The following is a 20,840-nucleotide window of genomic DNA, read 5'->3' as shown; positions in this document are numbered from 1 at the left end:
GTAATTTAGTCATTGCACAAAAGTGCTGTAATCGGCCTAAAATCTTTCAAAAGCCTTTGAAATCCGCAGCCGACTGGATTAGCCATGCTTCCGAGTTCCCCGCCAATTACCACCCGTTTCTCGCCGCCACGCATCAGCAGTCACGCCGTGCTGCGGGAGACGCTGCTGGCACGCTTGCAAGCGGCTCGGGATTGCCGCCTGACCCTGATCAATGGCAGCGCGGGGTTCGGGAAGACCACCCTGATGGCGCAGTGGCGTCAAAGCCTGATCAAAGAAGGCAACAGTGTTGTATGGCTGTCACTCGCCCAGGAGGATGGCGTCCTGGAGTCGTTCTGCGCCAACCTCATCTGCACCCTCCAGAATGCCGGTGTCCCCCTTGAGGACGACCTCTTGCTGTTGATCGAGCGCGAGTCACTGGACGGCCTGCTCGCGCTGGCGTCGGTGATGATCAACACCTTGGCGCGGGTCAGCAGTGCGCTGTACTTGATGCTCGATGACTTCCATTTCGCCACCGATCCACGCATTTCCCGCCTGATTCAACTGATAGTGGATGGTGCCCCGGCGCAGCTTCACATTGTGCTGGCTTCACGGGTGAATCCCAATTTGAAGCTCGGCCGACTACGAGCGATGGCCGAGCTCTGTGAGATCAACGCCACCGAGCTTGGTTTTGATTTCAACGAGTCCCTGGCCTTTCTCAAGGCCTATCTGGACGAAGGCATCGATATGGAATTGGCGCACGCCATCCACGACAACACGGATGGCTGGCCCATTGGTCTGCAATTGATGTCCATCTCGCTCAAGGCCAACCCGCGCAAGGAAGCGAAGATCCATCGACTGCTTCCTGGCAACAGCGATTTGCGGGACTACCTGGCCGAAGACGTGGTGAACGGGTTACCCACGGAGGTCATCGGATTTCTCGAGAAAATCTCGATCCTGCGCCGCTTCAATGCGCAGGTAGCCGAGCATGTCAGCCAGGCACCGCAAGCCGCCGAACTGATTGCCAGCATCGAGACCCGCAACCTGTTCATCCTGCCTGTCGACATGGAGAGCCAGGAGCAGTGGTACCGGTTGCATCCGCTATTCGCCGAATACCTGCAACAACGCTTGACCGCGTCGGATGCAGACTTGCCCCGACTGCACCTGCTCGCGGCGCATTGGTTCGAACACGCCGAGATGGTGAGCGAAGCGACCCGTCATGCGGTACTCAGTGAAGACCTTGAGGAACTGGTCTGGCTGCTGGAGCGCAAACAGCCGACCTACCACAGCCTGAGTCACTTGGGTCAATTCATGCGCTGGCTCGATTGTGTGCCTCTGGAACAATTGACACAGCACCCCAAGGTGCTGCTTCAAGGTGCCTGGGGCTGCTTGTTGACGATGCTGACCAGTAAGGCGGAAACCTGGATCGAGGTGCTCGAAAAAAGCCCGGCGACCAAGGCCAACTGGAAGCCACAAATCGATCTGGCCAGGGCAGCGATAGCTTTGCAACATGATGACCTGGCACGTTGCAGCCAGCTCGTTCAGGGCTTGCCAGAGCGCAGCTTCGCACATCCGTTCAATGAGCGGATGCGTGTCTGTCTGTACATCAACTGTCTGGTCTACCTCGGTCATCAGCAACAAGCCTGGGAGTACCTCAATAGCCCCGAATGCGAAACGCTGCGCACCAGCCATGATGAGTTGGCGCTGATGATCGTCGCCACCATTGCCCATGGGGTATTACTCAATGGAAACGTCATGGAGGCCTCACGGCATCTCATTGATGTTCTACTCCTGGCCGAGCGCAATCACGGTCGTCGTTCAGTCAGCGCATGCACTTGTGCGGTGGCGGTCGCCGAAGCGCACTACGAGATGGATCGCATTGACGATGTACGCGAAGCCTTGAGCAATCGTCTTGATCTTTTGCGATTTGCTCCGCCATCGGTGACCATCTCTGCGATGATCAGTGTCGCTCGCATGAACTACTTGCAGGAGTCCACGGCCAGTGCGTTGACTTACCTGGCCAACATGGCGATGGAGTTTCGTGCTCGAGGATTCGATCGCGCGCTGGCCCATAACCTGACCGAGCAAATACGCTTCCTGCTTGGCAGCGGCGATTGGCGACAGTGCGAAAGTCAGAGAGCCGGCCTCGACGCGCTGACCCATCGCCACTCGGACGACACGCCGCTTGCTCAGGAAATCAGTGCCCTCGCGGCCCTTTCGCGCGTGCGCATCTGCCTGGCCAGGCAAGAGCCGGAGCGTGCCCTCCTGGCCCTGGACATCGTCGAGCAGTTCGCCAGTCGCTACTGTCGAGGTAAATGGCGAATCCAGTCGGGCTTGTTGCGTGCCGTTGCGCTGAATGATCTTGGACGCCCGGCAGAAACCACCGTGCTGTTGCGTGAAGTCGTCGGTGAAAGCTATCGGCTGGGCCTGGTGCGCACACTGCTGGATGAAGGCCCTTCCCTGCTGACCCTGCTGGCCAATCTGGATTGCCGTGACGATCCGGTCCTGGACAGCTACCGCAATCGGTTGGCAGCCGTCCGGTTGAATTGCGCCAGCACTGGCCCTGCATCGTCACGTGCAATGAAAGATTCGGCGGCGGGGGAATCCTCGCTGTTTACCAAGCGGGAGCTGGAAATCATCAGTTTGCTGGAGCAGTCGATGCCCAACAAACGCATTGCCCAGACCCTGAATCTCAGTCAGGAAACCATCAAGTGGAACTTCAAGAACATCTACACCAAGCTGGGTGTGTCGTCTCGCTATGAGGCACTGACTGCGTTGAGACAGCGAGGTGAACAATAAGGCCGTTTGAAGAATGATGGACTTTGTAGGAGCGAGCCTGCTCGCGATGGACTCAAGAGCGCTGCGCTGAAGCAGACAGCACGAGTTATCGTTAACGACCATCGCGAGCACGCTCGCTCCTACAGGAAACCCTCCTGCGGGAGCGAGGGTTTGCAACGTCCGGAATCAGCGAATGCCTGCATTGCGCAAGGCCGCTGGAGTGAATTCAGCCAGGTTCGGCTTGACCCCGTACTCGATGCCTTCCTTGAATTCGTTGCCCAGCGCAAAGGCCAGGTAGCGACCGGCGATTAGGTCATACAGCACTTGGCCGGCGTAGGTCCCGACGCCTTGTTCATAGTCGTTCATGGCCATGCCTTCGGCGACACGCCACAACTGCCCACGGCCGTCGTAATGGTCGACTTCGGCCAGTTGCCAGGTATCTTCGTCAAAATACATATGACGTTTGGCATAGATGTGACGCTCACCCGGCTTCAGGGTGCCCTCCACTTCCCACACGCGGTGTAGCTCGTAGCGGGTCAGGTCCTGATTGATGTGTCCGGGCTTGAGAATGTCGGCGTATTTTAGCGAGGGCGAAGCCAGGCGGTAGTTGTTGTACGGAATGTACATCTCCTTCTTGCCGATCAATTTCCAGTCGTAGCGATCAGGAGCACCATTGAACAGGTCGCCGTTGTCCGAAGTGCGCATGCCGTCCGACGCGGTACCTGGCCCATCATAGGCAATCTGCGGTGCACGTCGCACACGACGCTGACCGGCGTTGTAGACCCAGGCCAGACGCGGTTCCTTGACCTGATCGATGGTTTCATGCAGTAGCACGACGTTACCGGCCAGGCGTGCCGGGGCCGTCACGCGTTGCTTGTAGTAGGCAAAGATGTTTGCGGTGCTCTCCTTGTCGTCACCGGTCATGTATTGCGGGAACGCCATTTCATCTTCGAACTCGACGACGGTGAACGATCCATCAACCTGCGGCGTGGCCTGGACCATCTGGCGTCGCTGGTTTAAACCACGATAGCGAGTCAGGTGGTTCCAGAGTACTTCGACGCCGTTCTTGGGAATCGGGAAAGCGAAGCTGCGAGAATCGCTGAAGTTGCTCAAGCCATTGCCACCATCAACCGGCTGAGTGTTTAACGCACTTTTTTTCGCCGCATCGTAGATTTCCTTCGGCGAAGCAGCGGTGCGGTGTGACTTGTAGACCGGAATCTTGTACGTATTGGGATAGCGTTTGAACATAGCCAACTGGCCGGCGGTAAGCTTGTCCTTATACTGTTCGGCGTTGGCAGGCGTGATGGTAAAGAGTGGCTTTTCAGCGCTGAACGGATCACCCAGGAACCGATGACTGACCGGTGCCGCGCCAGGCCTCAGGCCGCCTGTCCAGGCCGGAATGCTGCCATCGGCGTTACCTTCTTTCTGCGCGCCGAGCGGAGTCAGCGTCGTACCCAGTTTTGCTGCCTCTTCCTGAGAGACCGCGGCCATTACCTGGCCGGCCAGCAGGGTCAGTGCCAGCGCGCCTACATGCATCATTGTTGTTTTCATGCTTGGTTTCTCTCGTCTTTCTTCTGTTTAGAAGTTCACGCCAACGCTAAGCGCCACGAAGTCACGGTCACCGTTGGTATTGAAATGACCACCAAAGAAATCGGTGTAACTGAGGCTCGCCGTGTAGGTGTTTTTGAAGTCGGCATCGAGTCCGAGGCTGACGGCCTTGAGCCCTTCCTCGAAGTTCGGGCCGTTGCCATCCACGTCATGCGACCAGGCCAGGTTGGGTGCCAGGTTGATGCCGGCAAACACGTTCGGGTAATCCAGACGAGCGCGGGCGCGGTAACCCCAAGAGCTGGTGGTGTAAAAGCCCTTGTCGTTGCATTCCTGTTGCGGGTTATTTGTCGTGTTCAGGCACGCAGCGTTGGCTGCTCCAGGCTGAACGCCAACCCCGAATATCCCGCTGCGACCGAAGCGCAGGTCGGTGCCATCAGCCTCGCCCAGGCCATTGATGCGGTTGTAGCCCACCTCACCCACCAGGGTCAGACGGCTAGCCCCCATGACCTGCTCGAAAAACTGCGTGGCCGACAGTTGCGTTTGCAGCACCGGCATGCGCTTGTAACCATTGATCTCACCACCCAGGGCTGTGGTCGCATAACCAACGCGATTCAACAGCGCGGTGGGGTTACCCGTCGTTGCACCTGCCAGGTCGGTGTTGTTGAGCTGCAGGGGCATGTTTGGCCGGTAACTGATTTCGCCACCCAGCGAGGTGCCGTTAACGTTGGTCTGGAAGCTCAGGCCATACAGGCGAATGTCTTCGGGATAGTCGACGAAATAGCGCGAAGCGCGCAGCGCCGGGATCGGGTTGGCGGCATTGAACGCCACGGTCGAACGCAGCGTGCTCAGGTAAGGGCCGCGGCTGTGATAGTTCATTACGTAGGCACCAAATTCGGTGTCGTTAAGCTCCGGCACGAACCAGCGCAGGGCCAGGCCATACTGGCCGCCGTCACGGGCCTCGTTGTCTTTTACCCGCGGGGTGTAGGCATTGTCGGTGTTGTTGTTGAAACCGGGGGGGTTGGCCGTGTTGTTGGCCAGCCCCGGAGCGAGGTCAAGCCCTGCGCCGACCTGACGATCGTTGCACCCTTTGGCCAGCGGGTCGGCACCGAAGAAGGTGCCGCAATTGTCAACGACCGTGCTTTCCCATTCCAGTTGATAGAAGGCTTCCGCACTGAAATTCTCGGTGATGTTCTGAGACATGTAGAACATGTTGACCGGAATCAGACCTTCCTTGACCTCGGCACCGGGACGACGCAATGCGGCCACATCGATCGGGTTGATCGAGTTGATGCTGTTACCGATGAAGGTGCTCTCGCCCCAGCTCACCACCTGCTTGCCCAAGCGCACGTTGCCCGGCAGCTCGCCGATGTTGTAGCTGTGATAGACAAAGGCATCGAGGAATTCGGCACCCGAAGCCTTGGCCATGTCATTGCGACCACTGTCGTCGATGTCATAAAACGGCCGGTGTTCGTCCTTCAGTTCAAAGTCGTACCAGTACTTGCCACGAACGAAGATGCCGCTGTCGCCATACTTCAATTCCAGGTCATGGATACCCTTGAATATCTTCGAGAAGGTTTCGCCCTTCTTGAAGTTCAAGCGATTGTCGTCAGACAGCCGGGACGACGAATTGCCGCGCGCACCTTGCGAGTTAAAAGGGGAAATGAAATCAGGATCCCCCCCGCGCAGCGCCCAACTGGCGCCCATCGAAAGTGAAGTATCGAACTGTCCCTTGATTTCCCCGATTTCGAAGTTGACGGCATTGGCTTGGGTGCTCATGCCGATGGCAACAGCAGCCGCCAGCAGTTGGGGGCGAAAGCCACCCTGCATTATTGTTTTTGTCATGCGGCACTCCGATTGTGCGAAATGTTTTCTTGTAGTTTTTGTGATTAGAACGATTCGATCCTAAGAGCCGGACCGGTCATCTCGCCCACCCGCTGGAGGGGGAATTAGGGGGGGATGGAAAATTAAGCGATGAGGGGGGGCGTGCGAACGAAGCTGAAGGCCTTTAGCCTTCGAACCGGTTCAAACTGCGGTAGTGATCAAAGGGGATATAGCGGGATCGGCGATCACGCATGACCTTGACCATCGCCACCTCCGGGTCGCGAGCAAAGAACAGGCGCCCACCCTGAGCGACCAGATGGTCGAGCAGATGCTCCTTCTCGTCGATCACACGCTCAGCGTTGCGATCCCGGCCACTGGTCACCTCAAGATCAAGCCAATGCGTCCCGGGAATCAGGTCACCGCAGAAAACCACCGGACCTCCTGGCAGCTGAATTTCCGGCAACAGCTGACCCGGCGTAAATCCATCGTTTATGTGAAAACACCAGTCATCGCCGAGTGATTCACATCGAGTGGTATCGACCAGGGTCAAACGCCCGCTGCTCTCCAGCCCATGCACCAAAGGGGCGACGAACATTTCCCGATCCCGCGGATGCGGGCGGCGTGCGCGGTGCCAATGTTGCTCGCCACACACATACCGAGCTCGCGGGAACAACAGGCGCGGCATATCGCCCTCCCTGACCCGTTCACTCATGTCCTTGGAGAGGTGCGCATGCACGTGAGTCAATACCACCACATCGATGTCGGCTTCTTTCAACCCGCGCCGCGCCAGGCTTTCCAGCAAACCCGGTGACTGCGGTTGGCAACCGCAGGTGCGTGCAAGCGGCGCCAGAAGATTTTCGGCTCCGGCCATGACCAGGATGTTTTTGCCCAGCTCTTGCACCAACAGCACCCGCGCAGAAATCTCTACCGTATTGTCGGGAGCGGGCTTCATCCAGTCGGCCCAGAGCACGCGCGGCGTATGTCCGAACAACATGCCGCCATCAAGTCTGCAACCCATGCCCGTCAGTGTGGAAATGCTACGGCTCAATTTCTTCCCCTTTTGGTGATACACGGTTCAGCCGTAACGGCTGCTTTTCCCGAAAAAAAGGGCCCGAAGGCCCTGATAGGGGAAAATCAATACGGACATTGCCGTCGTTTCTCAGTCGACCTGCAGCAACCGGCTGTAGGCCTTGAGGTGGTGATCATCGTTGCCGAACTGATGGCTGAGCATCAGCAAGTGCTTGGCGTGATGGGACAGCACATATTCCCAGGTCAAGCCGATGCCACCGTGCATCTGAATACCCTGTTCGGCGATAAAACGAGCGGCGCGCACGATCAAGACCTTGGCGGCCGCCAGCGTTCGGCTGCGCTCGTCACTGTCTGGTGCATCGGCTGCACACGCGGCAAGGATGGCCATGGAGGTGGCTAGGTCCAGTTCGATGCGCATGTCCACCATGCGGTGTTGAAGCGCCTGGAACTTGCCGATCACCTGGCCGAACTGCTGGCGGGTCTTGAGATAATCGAGGGTCAGGTCGCACACCGCTTCCATGCTGCCCACCGCTTCGGCGCACTGCGCGGCCAGCGCGCGACCTTGCTGATAGCTCAGCGCGGCCAAGGCCTGGCCGGGCTCACCGAGCACACTGGCGGCACTGACGAAAACGTCGTCCAGGTACAGCTCGCACGCATTGCGGCCATCCATGGTCGGGTAGGCGCGGCGGCTGACGCCCGGCGCACGCGGATCGAGCAGGAACAGGCTGATACCGGTTTCGTCACGATCGTTACCGGCTGTTCGCGCAGATACGACAATCAACCCGGCGCTATGCCCTGCGACCACCACCGATTTACGCCCGTTGAGACGCCAGCCTCCATCCTCGGCTTCGGCGCGGGTGCGCACATCGTGCAACTGGTAATGGCTGGTCGGCTCATCGACGGCCACTGCCAATTGCAATTGCCCGCTGGCAACCGCCGGCAGCAATTCGTTGCGTTGCTCGTCAGTGCCTGACTGGGTCAGCAGACCACCGGCGAAGATGACCGACTGAAGGTAGGGTTCCAGACACAGCCCACGCCCCAGTTCGGTCATGATCAGCAGCGTCTCCACGCCGCTGCCATCAAAGCCACCCAAGTCCTCGGCGAATGGCACGGCGGTCAAGCCCAACTCCCCCAACTGCCGCCAGAAGGCGAGGCTGTAGCCCAGTTCGCTCTTGGCGAATTGTTCGCGCGCTTCGAACGCGTAGTTATCACGCACCAGGCGAACGGCGGTGTCCTGCAGCATTTGCTGCTCTTCGGATAGTTTGAAGTCCATGATCGCTATTCCCCTTACAGCTCTAGAATCATCTTGGCGATGATGTTCTTCTGGATTTCGTTGGAACCGCCGTAGACCGAAGTCTTGCGCATATCCAGATATTGGCTGGCAGGCGTGGTGCTGTAGTCGCGGTACAGGTCTGCCTGCTTGCCATAGCCCAGCTCCTCTTCCACGAAGGGCATGGCATAGGGGCCCAGGACCTTGCTCATCAGGTACGTGATGGCCTGGCGAATTTCACTGCCCTTGATCTTCAGGAACGAGCTTTCAGTGCCCGGCACCCCGTCGTCTCGGGCAGCGGCAACAATTCGCAGGTTGCTCATTTCGATAGCCATCAGTTGGATTTCCAGCTCGACGATCTGCATGCGCAATTGGATGTCATCGATCAATGGCAGGCCGTCGCGCTGTTCCTGGCTGGCGATGCGCTTGAGCCGCGCCAGCATCTGCTTGGCCTGGCCGATGCCGGCAATGCTGGTGCGCTCGTGGGTGAGCAAGTACTTGGCGCAGGTCCAGCCCTTGTTCTCCTCGCCGACCAGGTTTTCCACCGGCACGCGTACGTTGTCGAAGAACACTTCGTTGACTTCATGCTCACCATCGAGGGTGATGATCGGGCGCACGGTGATGCCCGGGGACTTCATGTCGATCAACAGGAAACTGATGCCCCGCTGCTGTTGGGCCTCAGGGTCCGTGCGCACCAGGCAAAAGATCCAGTCTGCATAATGGGCCAGGGTGGTCCAGGTCTTCTGGCCATTGACCACGTAGTGGTCGCCATCACGTACGGCGCGGGTCTTGACAGCGGCCAGGTCAGAACCGGCGCCCGGCTCGGAATAGCCCTGGCACCACCAGTCCTCGGTGCTGAGAATTCGTGGCAAGAAGCGCGCCTTTTGTTCAGGTGTTCCGAACTTGATGATCACCGGGGCGACCATGTTGACGCCAAAAGGCACGACCCAAGGGGCGCCGAACGCAGAACATTCCTCATCGAAAATGTGTTTCTCCACCGCGCCCCAACCCGTACCGCCATACTCCACAGGCCAACTGGCGGCCAACCATCCCCGCTCATTGAGCAGGCGCATCCAGGTGACCTGGTCTTCTTTGTTGAAACGCTTGCCGTGGCGGCCACGCGCGGCGATATCGGCCGGCAATCTGTCACGTAAAAATGCCCGCACTTCCTCTCGGAAAGCCAATTCGGCAGGGGTGAATTGAATGTCCACTGATCTACTCCTCACATTCGGCTGAAAGTGGGAAAGAACAGCTCGGCTAACCCACTGGCAGCCACGGTAGAAGAATGATCGGTGTGACCTCCCCCCCCACGGAAGGGGGGCTTGGCTGTCGCGTGCACGGGATCGACAAATCCGGTCGAGTTGTTCATTCACTCTCGACATTCTTTCCGGTCTGCACTTGCGGGCGCCATTCGGTAAGACGGCGCGCGGGTTCCCCGCCCGGTTGAAAGGCGTGGCAGGAGCCGATCATCCTTTGCTCAGGCATTTTGAAGCCAGGATCGCGGGCAGCACGCTCGAGCAACTCCCTCTGCAGAACTGGCGCGACGATCTGAACCGCGGTGGTCGCCATGGGGCCAAGCAATTCAGTCAGGTGCGTGCAGCCCTGTATGCCGCCCACCCGCTCAGTCACTTGCTTCTTCAACCCGGGACCGATCTGAATGCCCTTCAGTTTCGCATAGGCCGCGGATATCTCTGCGCAGAGCGGAGTGGGTGTCACTTCGGAGCGCGCTTCGATGTGCTGGATTTCCAGTTGCGAATTTACCGTCATGATCATGACCATCTGATGCAGCACACCGCCGGCCGGAATGATTCCGTAGGAAAGCTGTGTCTCGATTCCCTTGGTGTCCAGCAACCGGGCTTCAATGTCGAACAAACCATCGCTGCGAAGATAGCCGGTACAGGTAACATTGCGGGTATGCAGCAATTGCCGTGTCGGCGCGTTCAAGTGATCCTGACTCATTGCACAGCCTCGTAAGAGCATGAAGAAAGCGGCGACCGCTCATGGCCGCTCGCAAACACTGGATGCCAGACGGCACCCAGCCGCCGCAGACCAGAACCTGGCCAGGCAAGTAATCCGTTTACGCAATTTTTTCGGCGCTTTTTCCCCGTCGGCTCAGATTGCCGTAAGGCCGCCATCTACTGCCAATGCTTGGCCGGTGGTGAAGCCGGCGCCATCACTGCACAGATACAACACGGCGGCAGCGATTTCCTCTACCTTGCCGAAGCGGCCAACTGGATGCACGGCAGCGGCGAACTCGCCTTTTTTGGGATCGGACTCATAAGCACGACGGAACATATCGGTGTCGATCACACCTGGGCATACCGCGTTGACACGGATTTTTTTCTTCGCGAACTCGATCGCCGCCGCCTTGGTCAGGCCGACCACCGCGTGCTTGGAGCCCGTGTAGATGCTCATCAACGGCGCGGCGCCCAGACCGGCCACCGATGCGGTATTAACGATCGCTCCGCCTCCCTGGGCTAGCAGTAGCGGAGTCTGATGCTTCATGCACAACCACACGCCTTTCACGTTGACGCCCATAATGGCGTCGAACTCGGCTTCGCTGCCTTCGGTCAGCTTCTTGCCATTCTCGATCTCGATGCCTGCATTGTTGAACGCGTAATCCAAGCGACCGTAGGTAGCGACCACTTGCTCCATCATTGCTTTGACTTCGTTTTCCTTGGAGACATTACAACGAATGAACGTCGCCTCACCGCCCGCCGCACGAATCAAACCCACAGTGCCTTCACCGCCCTGAACATCAAGGTCGGCCACTACAACGTTGAGCCCTTCGGCGGCGAAAGCCTGCGCGGTAGCGCGGCCAATACCGGCAGCGGCACCAGTAACCAGAGCCACCTGGCCAGAAAAAGTGCTCATTTCATGAATCCTCTATTGGGGGAGAACTTAAGACGACAGTTTTGTATCGCGTGATTGGCAGCCCTTTCAAACAATCGCGCCGACGTTGCGCAGTTCGTCGATCTGCTCGTTGCTCAAGCCGAGTTGTTCAAGAATTTCGAGGGTGTTTTCGCCGTTCTTTACGACCCTTCCCGCCTCCACTGGTGTACGACTCAAGCGGGGAGCGGGCGCCGGGTGCAGTACGCCGGCGGTTTCCATGAACAGGCCACGCGCGCGGTTGTGCGGGTGGGTAAAGGCTTCGCTGAAATCCAGCACTGGGGCAAAGCAGACATCCGTACCTTCCAGCAGTTGGCTCCAGGCATCGCGGGTTCGAGTCAGGAACAGCGTCTCGAGCTTCTGGCGAAGCACCGGCCAGTCCTGCTTCTGCCATTGCTGCTTGAAATCCGCATCGTCGATACCACACAGCTCCAGCAACAATTGATAGAACTGCGGTTCGATGCTGCCAATAGACACGAACTTTCCGTCGGCGCAGGTGTAGCAACCATAAAAAGGCGCGCCGCCATCGAGCATGTTGTGCTGACGCTGGTCGTCCCACTGCCCCTGATGGCGCCAGTCGTAATACATGCTGCCAAGCAATGTCGCGCCGTCGCAGATGGCGGCGTCCACGATCTGCCCCAGGCCGGATTTCTGCGCCTCGAACAGCCCGGCCAGAATGCCTGTGAGCAAAAACATCGCCCCGCCCCCCATGTCGCCCACCAGATGCAGCGGCGGAGTCGGTGGCCGGTCGGCATGGCCCATGGCGTTGAGTACGCCAGACAGCGCAATGTAATTGAGGTCATGCCCTGCCGCATGTGCCAGTGGCCCCGTCTGGCCCCAACCGGTCATGCGCCCGTAGATCAACCTCGGATTACGTTCAAGGCAGACCTCCGGCCCCAGGCCAAGGCGCTCCATCACGCCGGGACGGAAGCCTTCGATCAGCACGTCGGCGCCGTCGATCAGTTGCAACAACACTTCAGTGGAGCCGGGTTTACGCGGATCAATCGCAATGCTGCGGCGTCCGCGCCCGAGCAGGCTGCCATCGGCATTGAGAAAGCCGGCCGTATGACGGTCGACGCGAATGACTTCCGCGCCCATGTCCGCCAGCATCATGGCGGCGAACGGCGCAGGGCCGATCGCATTCATTTCAACTACTTTCACACCTGCCAAAGGTCCGGGCATCTCAGGGTTCTCTTTTGTTATAGGGAGGCTGTTCGCTGCGACCCAAGACACTAGGCGCACGGCACCACAACCGCCCCACTCCCTGAAGGGGGGAATTACCCCCCCTACCCGCCCACGCGCTCCACAATCTGGCCAGCTGCAGGCATCCGCCTCACAATTTCACGCGTGCGCTGCCCTTGCCTTGGGTTTCATACTGAACGCTCGCCCAACCATTGCTCGAGCCTGGGCCACATCCGCTTCACCGCGGCCGGCCCCGCCACCAGGCTGACATGACCGCCCGGCAGCATCAGTTCTTCCTTGTCACGCGAACCCACGCGAGCCACCAGGGGCTGCGCGCAGTCCGGCGGCACCAGGGAGTCGTATTGCGCGATGACGTGCAGCAGCGAGACTTCGATATTTTTCAGATCAACCTCCTGGCCACCGATGCGCATGCCGCCTTCGTACAGTGAGTTTCTTTGCCCCAGCTCCAGATGAAGCTGCCGGAAGTACTCGCCGGGAAGCGGCAAGGTCTCGTCATTGAAACGCGCCATCATGCGGTAGCCCCTGACGTAGTCGTCGTTCCACATGTTGTCCCAAAGGCGAGCCTGGCCGGCAATTCGGCCTGCGGGGCGATGCAGCTCAATCGCCTTGATGATGGTCTCTGGCGGAACAAGGCCGGTCGCATCGATCAAGCGCTCGATGTTGATGTGCCGTTGTTTGGCCAAGGGCATCTTCGTCCAGTCGATGGGCGTGGTGAAACAGACCAGGTTTTTCAGCGGGCCACCGGGATGCAGTGCGGCGTAAAGCGTCGCTAGGACACCGCCCATGCAATAGCCGATCAGCGTGACGTCTTCCACGCCCGTGTCTTTTTGTACTCGGCGGATGCAATCGGGAATGAAGTCGAGCACATAGTGTTCGAGCTTCAGGTGAGACTCTTCCCGGCTCGGCGCAATCCAGTCCATGACATAGACGTCGTACCCCCGCGCGAGCAGAAACTCGATCAGGCTCTGTCCCTTTGTCAGGTCGAAGATGGCAGCCTTGCTGGTCGTCGCCATGACGAACAACAGCGGCACGCGGTAAATCTCGTCCGCTGTGGCGTGATAGTGGTAGAGGCACAAGGTGCCGCGACGGTGCAGCAGGGTCTTGGGCGACAGGCCTACGGCCGGCGGCGGCGTGCCGAGATACTCGAGACCCTTGAGACCCCGCTTGACCATCATGCTGAGCTCGGAGCGCAGCCTGTTAGCCAACGGCAAGTCGCAGACCTTGTTGTCATTTGGCCGAGGCATCTTCGTTCCCCTCCTTTCTTTCTCTTTTGGAGGCCGCTTTGCGGGATGCCGGTAATGGTTCGGCTCGTGGACGTCGCGTGCGTGGCGGGCGAGGAGCAATTTGCGTGCTGGCGGCAGCTGGAAGCAATTGGTTGAGCTTGTCCTCGACCCGCCGCAGTGAGGCGGCAAGGGCATCGACTTCGCCGCGGCTGGGAACGTCCAGATGCTTGTACAGACGCTCGAGCGATGTCTGCGACAGGTGCTGCAAGCCGAGCGAGACCCGCGCATATTGGTCGATTACGAGGCCCACTTCCTTTGAGTCCAAATGACGTGCGGCCAAGGCATTGACGCCGTTTTCGAACCGGGTGATAGCTTCACGATACAGTTTGAACGGATCAGGTAATGCCATGACGTATTCCTCGATCAAGGATTCACAGTGCAGTTTTTTTCTGTTGGCCAGGTTTGCCGCGCGGCCATTCGATCAAGACCGGAAATGGCTTTGCGCCGCAACATGGCGGTGGGCAAGAACCAGGGTTTGATCAACAGGCCGCAGACTTTGCTCGCCTTTGGCGACAGCAGGCGTAACAAGACGATGCCCCACCGTTCGGTCACGACCCAGGTGGTCAGCGTAGAGATCGCCAGTTCATCGGCAGTGCAACGCAGACGCGAGTGCTTGCGTGGCAGTCTGTCGGCGATTTCAATTGTCCGGTCCGCAGCCGGTTGCCGCGCGAATGCACCCTTCAGTGCATCGCCGATGCGCTGCAGCGCATCGCGGCTGGCACCGTTGACCGAATCGAAATTGAGGAACCCATGGAACTGGCCCCTGTAGTGCAACAGTTCCACCGGCACATCATCGGCGCGCAAGCGCGCGGCATAGTCCAGGCCATCGTCGCGGATCGGGTCGAAACCGGCACTGACGATAACGGCCGGCGCCAGGTCGTGCATATCGGGGTTGCGGCGTGGCGAATACCAAGGGTCGAGCAAGTCCAGTGTGTCGAGCGAAGGGGCCAGGGTTCGCTCGATCCATTGCACCGCATGATCGGTCAGAAGCGTACGCCCGTAAGCGTTCTCCACATAGGAAGGGAATCTATCCACCAACTCGGTCGCCGGGTAAACCAGCACTTGCAGACTCAGTACCGGGCCGCCTCGACGCAGACTTTCCTGGGCGACAGCCGCACAGAGATTGCCCCCTGCAGAATCGCCGCCGATCGCCAGGCGAGTCGTATCGATCCCTAGTTGCTCGCCATTTTTAGCCACCCACTCAAGCGCGGCGAGCGCATCAGCACGCCCCGCAGACAAATCGTGTTCCGGCGCGAGACGATAGCGCACGGCGATCACTATACAGTTGGCCGCCAGAGCAATGCTGCGGCAGATCCCATCGGCTGTATCCAGATCGCCAATGATGAAACCACCGCCGAAAAACCACATGAATGCGGGCTGCGATTGTGTGGCGTTGTCAGGTTTGAAGATGCGCAAAGCGATTGCGCCGCCCGGCCCGTCGATCATTTGTTCAGTCACTGATCTCACCGGCGGATTGCGCCCCAGAGCAAGCGCCGCCAATCGCCAGCCCTGGCGCAGCCTGGGCAACGAGTAATCCTCCGCGGGACGCAGACTGCTGGAGATGTTAGCCAGGCGCAAGAACGCACGGGCCTCGCGATCCGGTTGCTGCGCACGCAGTACGCGAGGCATGCCGATACCCGGACGCTCAGGGGGCGCTTGTAGGTTTTGATTGTTTTTCATTGCCACTCCGTTCGCAAAAAATCCGTATACCGCGCATCAGCAATAGCTTACTGAGCGCTAGGGTTGCGGTGGCTACCCTCAATGGGGGGGTGGGCCTTCGACAAGGCCGTTAGAGACCAAAATCTACATCAGGACCGTTTGCAATCGGCCCAGAGTGTGTAAAAACGCCTTCGCGAACCCTTGCTATGATTTCTGAGGATTTCATCGCAGGGATCGCCCATGAAGCGCTATATCCAAGGTGAACATCGAGGCCAAGGCAACTTACTTCCCGAGAGCCTCGACGACTACATCTTTGCAGACCGATTCTTCAAATAGGTCAATGGGCTGCGCCTCTCTAGCAAGAAGTGTTTCATGCTGCGGTTGGAGATCATCCCGACGTAGGCAGATGGGGATTGTTCCTGAGCGTCAGCTTTGGGCCCAGACAGTGTGAAAATGCTGGCACCGTGCCCGAACACTGCCGCTCCTGCGACGAAAAGGAGCGAGATTTCGACGGCTGTCGTTGCCAGGCCTTCTTGCTCACCAGCAATGCAGACCCGTTGGGTACGCCCCCCACATCACTGGGCAATCTTGGGTCGTCATAGAGGCCGAACAGGCCTCCCGCGCCATCGACGAACTAACAATAAAAAACGCCCCACCAGGGCGCCTAAATCCGCTTCCCCACCATGGGAGCAAAAAAGGAAGCGGTTGCTACCTGGTCAGCGAACGCGTTGAACAGGGTTCGCCAGCACTATGCTTATCGGTTCAGAAGTGCCATTCAAGATGCACTGTCGGCGCGTAGGTGTCGGTACCTGGTTTATGGATCGCTCCATATTTGTGTTTCCAGTACTCGTAACCCGGCCCGATCAGCAGTTTGTTCTTGCTGCCGAAGGTGATTTGCCCCACATCGACCATCAACGAAGCCCGAACCAGGCTTTCCTCGGCGGTGTCCTGTTTAAAGTAATCCTTGCCCTTTTGCGTCTTGTAGCTGGCGAAGCCCTGGAATTTAAGCGGCACGCTGCCCATCTGAAATGGGAAACCCCACACCATGTGCAGTACGTAGTAAGGATCGAATTGAATGTTCTCGGTCTGGCAAGCGTTCAACCCACAATGGTTCCATTCCATGGCGTAAAGCAGGCTGACATCCAGGTAGCCGGGCACATCGAACTTGAGTGTCGGGCCCACCACCAGCATGCGCTTACGGGTGGCGAACTCAGTGTTCTTGTAGTTGAGTTCGACCCCACTGCTCAGCGCCGCTTCCTTGACCGGTCCGAACGCCATTGATCGGTCAAAGACCTTGCTCAGAAACAGTTGATGGCGATAGACCAGATAGGCTTCTGTCGCGCCGGAGTGACTGTCCTTCTTCGGGTCATTACTGTCGGACTTCAGGATGTCCAAATTGAAGAAGTTGGAGCCTGTGTCATTGCCGCTGACATGGCCCAGTTGGTAAATTTCCTTCTGGACCTTGCCCCGCACGCTGGGTTCGGTGAAGTCGGTACCATAGCGAAACCCGACAAAGGTATCGCTCCATTCCCTGGCGTTTGCGCTGGTCGTGGCCAGGCTCATTGCGCCAGCAGCCAGTAGTGCCTTGAGATACGTTTTTTGTAGTTGTTGTACGTACATGGTCAAGATTCCAATGAGTTCGGCCGTGGATTGACCGCATGAAAAGTGCTTCCAGGGTTATGGGTTTCAGGCATGAGCGTGCCCTGCCCGCTTAGCCATAACGCCCGGGATCAAACGATCGAATACACTGTCAGTGACTGAAAACTGTGGGGCGCAGACGGTGAAACAGCTGCGCGTTCAAACCAACGTCAAGCTTTGGAATATCGAGTGGACTGCCAGGCCATCATTTGCCAGCCAGCGTCCCCTTCTCTCCAGACGCTGATATAGCGCGAGTTCAACAACATGGGTTCACCGCGAATGATCACATCCATGTCGATCAACCCGGTGATCACGGCGCAGGCCCCCACCCTACGAATGTGCTCTTGCCGGCTTTCGAAACTTCGGTAAATCCAGATCCCTGCGCGCATCCCCTGGAGATACCCTTTCTTGCTATCGCTCTTGCCATCGGAGTGGCTGTAGGTGAGATCGTCGGTATAGATGCCTTCCAGAAAGTCCATGTCCAGGTCGATCATTGCCTGACGACGGCGCGCTTCAAGTGCTTCGATGTGTTGCTTTACCTGTGGTTCTAACATACATAAAACTCCGTGCTTGGCAGTTGATCGCGCGTACGCACAAAAGCGGAACAACCGGATGAGGAAGCTCGACTACGAATGACTGGTTTCCAGTGGCGCACCCTGTGCTGGATTTGCCTGGGGGATTTGCGCATGAGGCATGAAGAACATGGTGATCGTGCCAAGGGCAAAGAAGCCTGCGCAGACCAGCAGCCCCAATGCCAGGCTGTAACTGGTGGCAATACCACTCAGCAGTAAGGGCGCAAATGCCGCCAGGCCGCGGCCGAAGTTGAAGCAGAAGCCGGCACCAATCGTGCGAACCCGTGTGGGGTAAAGGGCGCTGAAGTAGGACGCGAACAGGCTGGCAAAGGCATAGAAGAAGGCATAGACCGGCCCCAGCCAGAACAGGATGGCGTTCTGTGTGGTCAGCGCATAAATCGACAGCATGACGGCACTGCCCAGCAGCGAAAGCAACGTAGCGTTTCTTTTGCCGATGTGGTCGGCAATGAAGCCGAACGCATTGATCCCGATGAAAGCGCCGATGTTCATGATCGCCATGAAGGTGGCCATCATGCCGATGTTCAGGCCCCGCTCCTGCACCAGGTAAGTCGGCAACCAGGTGCTCGCGCCCCAGAAGCCGATGACTGCGCAACTGGCTGCCAGGGTACCCAACAGGGTAAGCCGCAGCAGTTCAGGGGAAAAGATTTCGCTGACCGAGACGCGCCTATGCAGTTTGGGGTTGGCAAGGTTCCTGGCTTGCTGCTCTTGCCATTCCCGGGATTCAGGCACAAAGAAAAAGAGGTACGCCACAGGGATCAGCGTCGAGATACCCGCCACCATAAACAGCGTCTTCCAGTCCGGCAGGTAGCTTGCCGCAACCATTGCCGCGATGGCGGCACCGATCGGGAAAGAACTCAGCACAAAACCGGTCGCTCTTGCACGCTGGTGCGCAGGCCAGGTCTCCGTCACATAGGCCGAGACAATTCCCCAGACACCCCCCAGCCCTAATCCGGAAAGGAAGCGAAGCAGCAGGAGCAATGCCCAGCTGTGAGTCATTGCAACCAGAGTGGTCAGTACACCAAACACAATCAGCGACAGGAGCAGTGCCTTGCGTCGACCAAAGTTATCCGAGTACCAGCCGGTGGTGATGCTGCTGAAACCAATACCCAGCAGTGTCGCTGAAGCGAGCATACCGGCCTCGTTGAAGCTCAGGCCGAGATCCTGACGGATCACCGGCAGCGCGATGGTCAGCAGGATGATTTCCATGGCGTCGAACAGATACGCCAGGAAACCACCGACAAGCACATGCCATTTCGAAATGGATTTCATCGTGGTTTTCCTTGTTTTTGTTGTTGTTTTGCCAGTCCGATTGATCGGGCGCGATGAGCCGCAGCGCGAATCAATCAGGCTGGAGGATTTGCTTGTTTGCAGGGTGAGTGGAGAGTTACAGCAGCGTGCAGGCCTCCTCGAAACCCAGGCGAGGGCTTCGCGAAAACAGCTTGGCGGGATCGCCATAACCGAGGTTGCAGAGGAAGTTCGACTTGACCTGCATGCCCGGGAAGCTGGCTGCCTGGCCGTTATCGGTGGCGAAGAATGTCCTGTCGACCTGGTCATGATCGAAGCCGGACATCGGCCCGCAGTCCAGCCCCAGAGCGCGCGCAGCGAGGATGAAGTAGCCGCCTTGCATCGAACTGTTGCGTAGCGCCGTGGACTCGATCAATTCCGGCTGCCCGGCGAACCAGTCGCGCACGCCGGGGTTGTGAGGAAACAGCTTGGGCAATTGCTCGTGGAAGCGTGTGTCATAACCGATGATGGCGGTCACCGGCGCACTCAACGTCTTTTCAACATTGCCGGCGCTCAGTGCCGGCAGCAAGCGTTGCCGGGACTCGGCGCTGCGCAAAAATACGATACGTGCCGGGCAACCGTTGGCGCTGGTCGGCCCCCAGCGCACCAGGTCGTAGAGTGCTTTGAGCGTGTCATCGCTCACGGGTTGATCGAGCCAGCCGTTCTGGCTTCGGGCCTGCCGAAACAGCAGGTCAAGTCCCTGTTCTGTCATTGCTTTGCTCATGGCATCTGTCCTGTCGGTATTGATCAACTGCGCCGCTGGCGGGATGCCGCAGTACGGGGAGCGGTGTCCTGCGTTTGGCATTTACCGCCCAGGAAATACTCCACCGACATGGGCGGCCCCCACTGATAGAGACTGTCGTCGCAGGCTTGGGTGAAGCCCGAAGGTGAGTCCTGATTGAACAAGTCGCCGTCGGTGAAATGCTCGATGAGGTTGCCGGACGGGTCACTCCAGTAATCGAAGATCTGGCTGCCTAACACATGCCGGCCAACCCCCCAAAATGGCGACCAGCCTTGCTGGGTCATCCAGGCATGTCCCAGGCATTGCGCGTCGAAGTCTTGAACCTCGTAGGACACGTGATGGACAAAGTCCTTTTCCGCCTGGAACAGTGCAATGGTGTGATGGTCGGTCCATGCACTCCCACGATTCAATCGCAGGAAGGCCGCTGCCGGGCAGTCTCGATTGGGTTCTTCAACCACCAGATCGGAGGGCAGCATGCCAAGCACCTGCTTGTACCAGTCCAGGTGCGCGACCATGTCCTGCACGCCGATTGCCGCATGGCCGAGACGCAACACTTGCGCGGCGCCTTTATTGGGTCGTTGCACATCACCGAATCGCTGTTTCTCTTGCGCCGAATTGAGGGTCAACGCCGCGCGCAGGGTTAACGAACCCACCGGTTCAATGCCGTGGACCAACTCGATGCGGCGGCCGGACGGGTCGTGCAGCACGACGCATTGCCCACCTCCGGGACCATCCAGTGCGTGGATGGCGGATGCACCAGGCAGCTGTGTTGCCTGATGCAGGTCGTCGAGACGCTCGACGGCGAACGCAATGGCGCCAAAGCTGCTGTGTTCGGATTTCTCGGCGATATACACATAGGGCAGCGAACAAGCGCCACGCAGGTAAAGCCGTCGTTCGGTTCGGTGCATGACGACCAGACCGAAATCAGTCAGGAAGCGTTCAATCACCGCGAGATCGGGATGACGGTAGACGACGTGGTTGATGTCTTTTATCTGCAACACGATAGTTCCTCGACGGCCGATAACAGAGTGCTGTCTCTAAAAACGGGCCGTCAGCAAAAATCAAGGCAGCCGGGTCCGTGAACTGCAAAGCAATTCGCAAGAAAGGTGGCCACCATGAATCGGAGA

At 58.5% G+C, this 20,840-nt stretch carries 17 protein-coding genes; 1 reads left to right on the top strand and 16 read right to left on the bottom strand.

What is annotated here, in order from left to right; translation table 11 throughout:
* Window positions 1-84 precede the first annotated feature (84 nt).
* Window positions 85-2,775, top strand: a complete 2,691-nt coding sequence (locus tag BKX96_RS04220; RefSeq protein WP_077182795.1) for a winged helix-turn-helix domain-containing protein — start codon at window positions 85-87, stop codon at window positions 2,773-2,775.
* Between the two features lie 165 nt (window positions 2,776-2,940).
* On the opposite strand, the gene BKX96_RS04215 is transcribed toward BKX96_RS04220, so the two are convergent.
* From BKX96_RS04215 to BKX96_RS04135, 16 genes are all read right to left on the bottom strand, one after another.
* Window positions 2,941-4,305, bottom strand: a complete 1,365-nt coding sequence (locus BKX96_RS04215; protein ID WP_077182794.1) for a DUF1329 domain-containing protein — start codon at window positions 4,303-4,305, stop codon at window positions 2,941-2,943.
* 27 nt (window positions 4,306-4,332) lie between these two features.
* Entirely contained in the window at window positions 4,333-6,144 is a 1,812-nt protein-coding gene (locus BKX96_RS04210; RefSeq protein ID WP_077182793.1) for a DUF1302 domain-containing protein, read from the bottom strand.
* Window positions 6,145-6,307: 163 nt separating this feature from the next.
* A complete protein-coding gene (locus BKX96_RS04205) occupies window positions 6,308-7,171 on the bottom strand; it encodes an MBL fold metallo-hydrolase (RefSeq protein ID WP_077182792.1) in 864 nt (287 codons plus the stop codon).
* Between the two features lie 111 nt (window positions 7,172-7,282).
* Complete coding sequence (locus BKX96_RS04200; RefSeq protein ID WP_077182791.1) at window positions 7,283-8,425, bottom strand: acyl-CoA dehydrogenase family protein; 1,143 nt, start codon at window positions 8,423-8,425, stop codon at window positions 7,283-7,285.
* 14 nt (window positions 8,426-8,439) lie between these two features.
* The gene (locus tag BKX96_RS04195; RefSeq protein WP_077182790.1) at window positions 8,440-9,633 is read right to left on the bottom strand and encodes an acyl-CoA dehydrogenase family protein; all 1,194 of its coding nucleotides are present in this window, start codon (window positions 9,631-9,633) and stop codon (window positions 8,440-8,442) included.
* A gap of 154 nt (window positions 9,634-9,787) precedes the next feature.
* Window positions 9,788-10,381, bottom strand: a complete 594-nt coding sequence (locus BKX96_RS04190; protein WP_077182789.1) for a DUF2889 domain-containing protein — start codon at window positions 10,379-10,381, stop codon at window positions 9,788-9,790.
* A 153-nt stretch (window positions 10,382-10,534) separates the two neighbouring features.
* A complete protein-coding gene (locus tag BKX96_RS04185) occupies window positions 10,535-11,296 on the bottom strand; it encodes an SDR family oxidoreductase (protein ID WP_077182788.1) in 762 nt (253 codons plus the stop codon).
* Window positions 11,297-11,362: 66 nt separating this feature from the next.
* Complete coding sequence (locus BKX96_RS04180; RefSeq protein ID WP_077182787.1) at window positions 11,363-12,493, bottom strand: CaiB/BaiF CoA transferase family protein; 1,131 nt, start codon at window positions 12,491-12,493, stop codon at window positions 11,363-11,365.
* 188 nt (window positions 12,494-12,681) lie between these two features.
* Window positions 12,682-13,758: an alpha/beta fold hydrolase gene (locus tag BKX96_RS04175; protein ID WP_077182786.1), complete on the bottom strand. Its 1,077-nt coding sequence runs from the start codon at window positions 13,756-13,758 to the stop codon at window positions 12,682-12,684.
* On the bottom strand, window positions 13,742-14,146 hold the full coding sequence (locus tag BKX96_RS04170; protein ID WP_077182785.1) for a hypothetical protein: 405 nt from the start codon (window positions 14,144-14,146) through the stop codon (window positions 13,742-13,744). Before BKX96_RS04170 ends, BKX96_RS04175 begins: the two co-directional genes overlap by 17 nt.
* A gap of 14 nt (window positions 14,147-14,160) precedes the next feature.
* Window positions 14,161-15,477 carry an alpha/beta hydrolase gene (locus tag BKX96_RS04165; RefSeq protein WP_077182784.1) on the bottom strand — a complete coding sequence of 439 codons (1,317 nt, stop codon included), beginning with the start codon at window positions 15,475-15,477 and terminating at the stop codon, window positions 14,161-14,163.
* Window positions 15,478-16,218: 741 nt separating this feature from the next.
* Window positions 16,219-17,076 (bottom strand): hypothetical protein, encoded by an 858-nt coding sequence (locus BKX96_RS04155; protein ID WP_077182782.1) that lies wholly within the window; start codon window positions 17,074-17,076, stop codon window positions 16,219-16,221.
* A gap of 188 nt (window positions 17,077-17,264) precedes the next feature.
* Window positions 17,265-17,648, bottom strand: a complete 384-nt coding sequence (locus tag BKX96_RS04150; RefSeq protein ID WP_077182781.1) for a nuclear transport factor 2 family protein — start codon at window positions 17,646-17,648, stop codon at window positions 17,265-17,267.
* Between the two features lie 72 nt (window positions 17,649-17,720).
* On the bottom strand, window positions 17,721-18,956 hold the full coding sequence (locus BKX96_RS04145) for an MFS transporter (RefSeq protein WP_077182780.1): 1,236 nt from the start codon (window positions 18,954-18,956) through the stop codon (window positions 17,721-17,723).
* Window positions 18,957-19,071: 115 nt separating this feature from the next.
* On the bottom strand, window positions 19,072-19,695 hold the full coding sequence (locus BKX96_RS04140) for a malonic semialdehyde reductase (RefSeq protein ID WP_077182779.1): 624 nt from the start codon (window positions 19,693-19,695) through the stop codon (window positions 19,072-19,074).
* Window positions 19,696-19,718: 23 nt separating this feature from the next.
* A complete protein-coding gene (locus BKX96_RS04135) occupies window positions 19,719-20,714 on the bottom strand; it encodes a 2,4,5-trihydroxytoluene oxygenase (protein ID WP_077182778.1) in 996 nt (331 codons plus the stop codon).
* Window positions 20,715-20,840 lie beyond the last annotated feature (126 nt).

The organism is Pseudomonas putida, assembly GCF_001976065.1.
Taxonomy (GTDB): domain Bacteria; phylum Pseudomonadota; class Gammaproteobacteria; order Pseudomonadales; family Pseudomonadaceae; genus Aquipseudomonas; species Aquipseudomonas serbica.
Note: the sequence above shows the minus strand (reverse complement) of the source record. Positions and strands in the feature narration are given on the sequence as shown.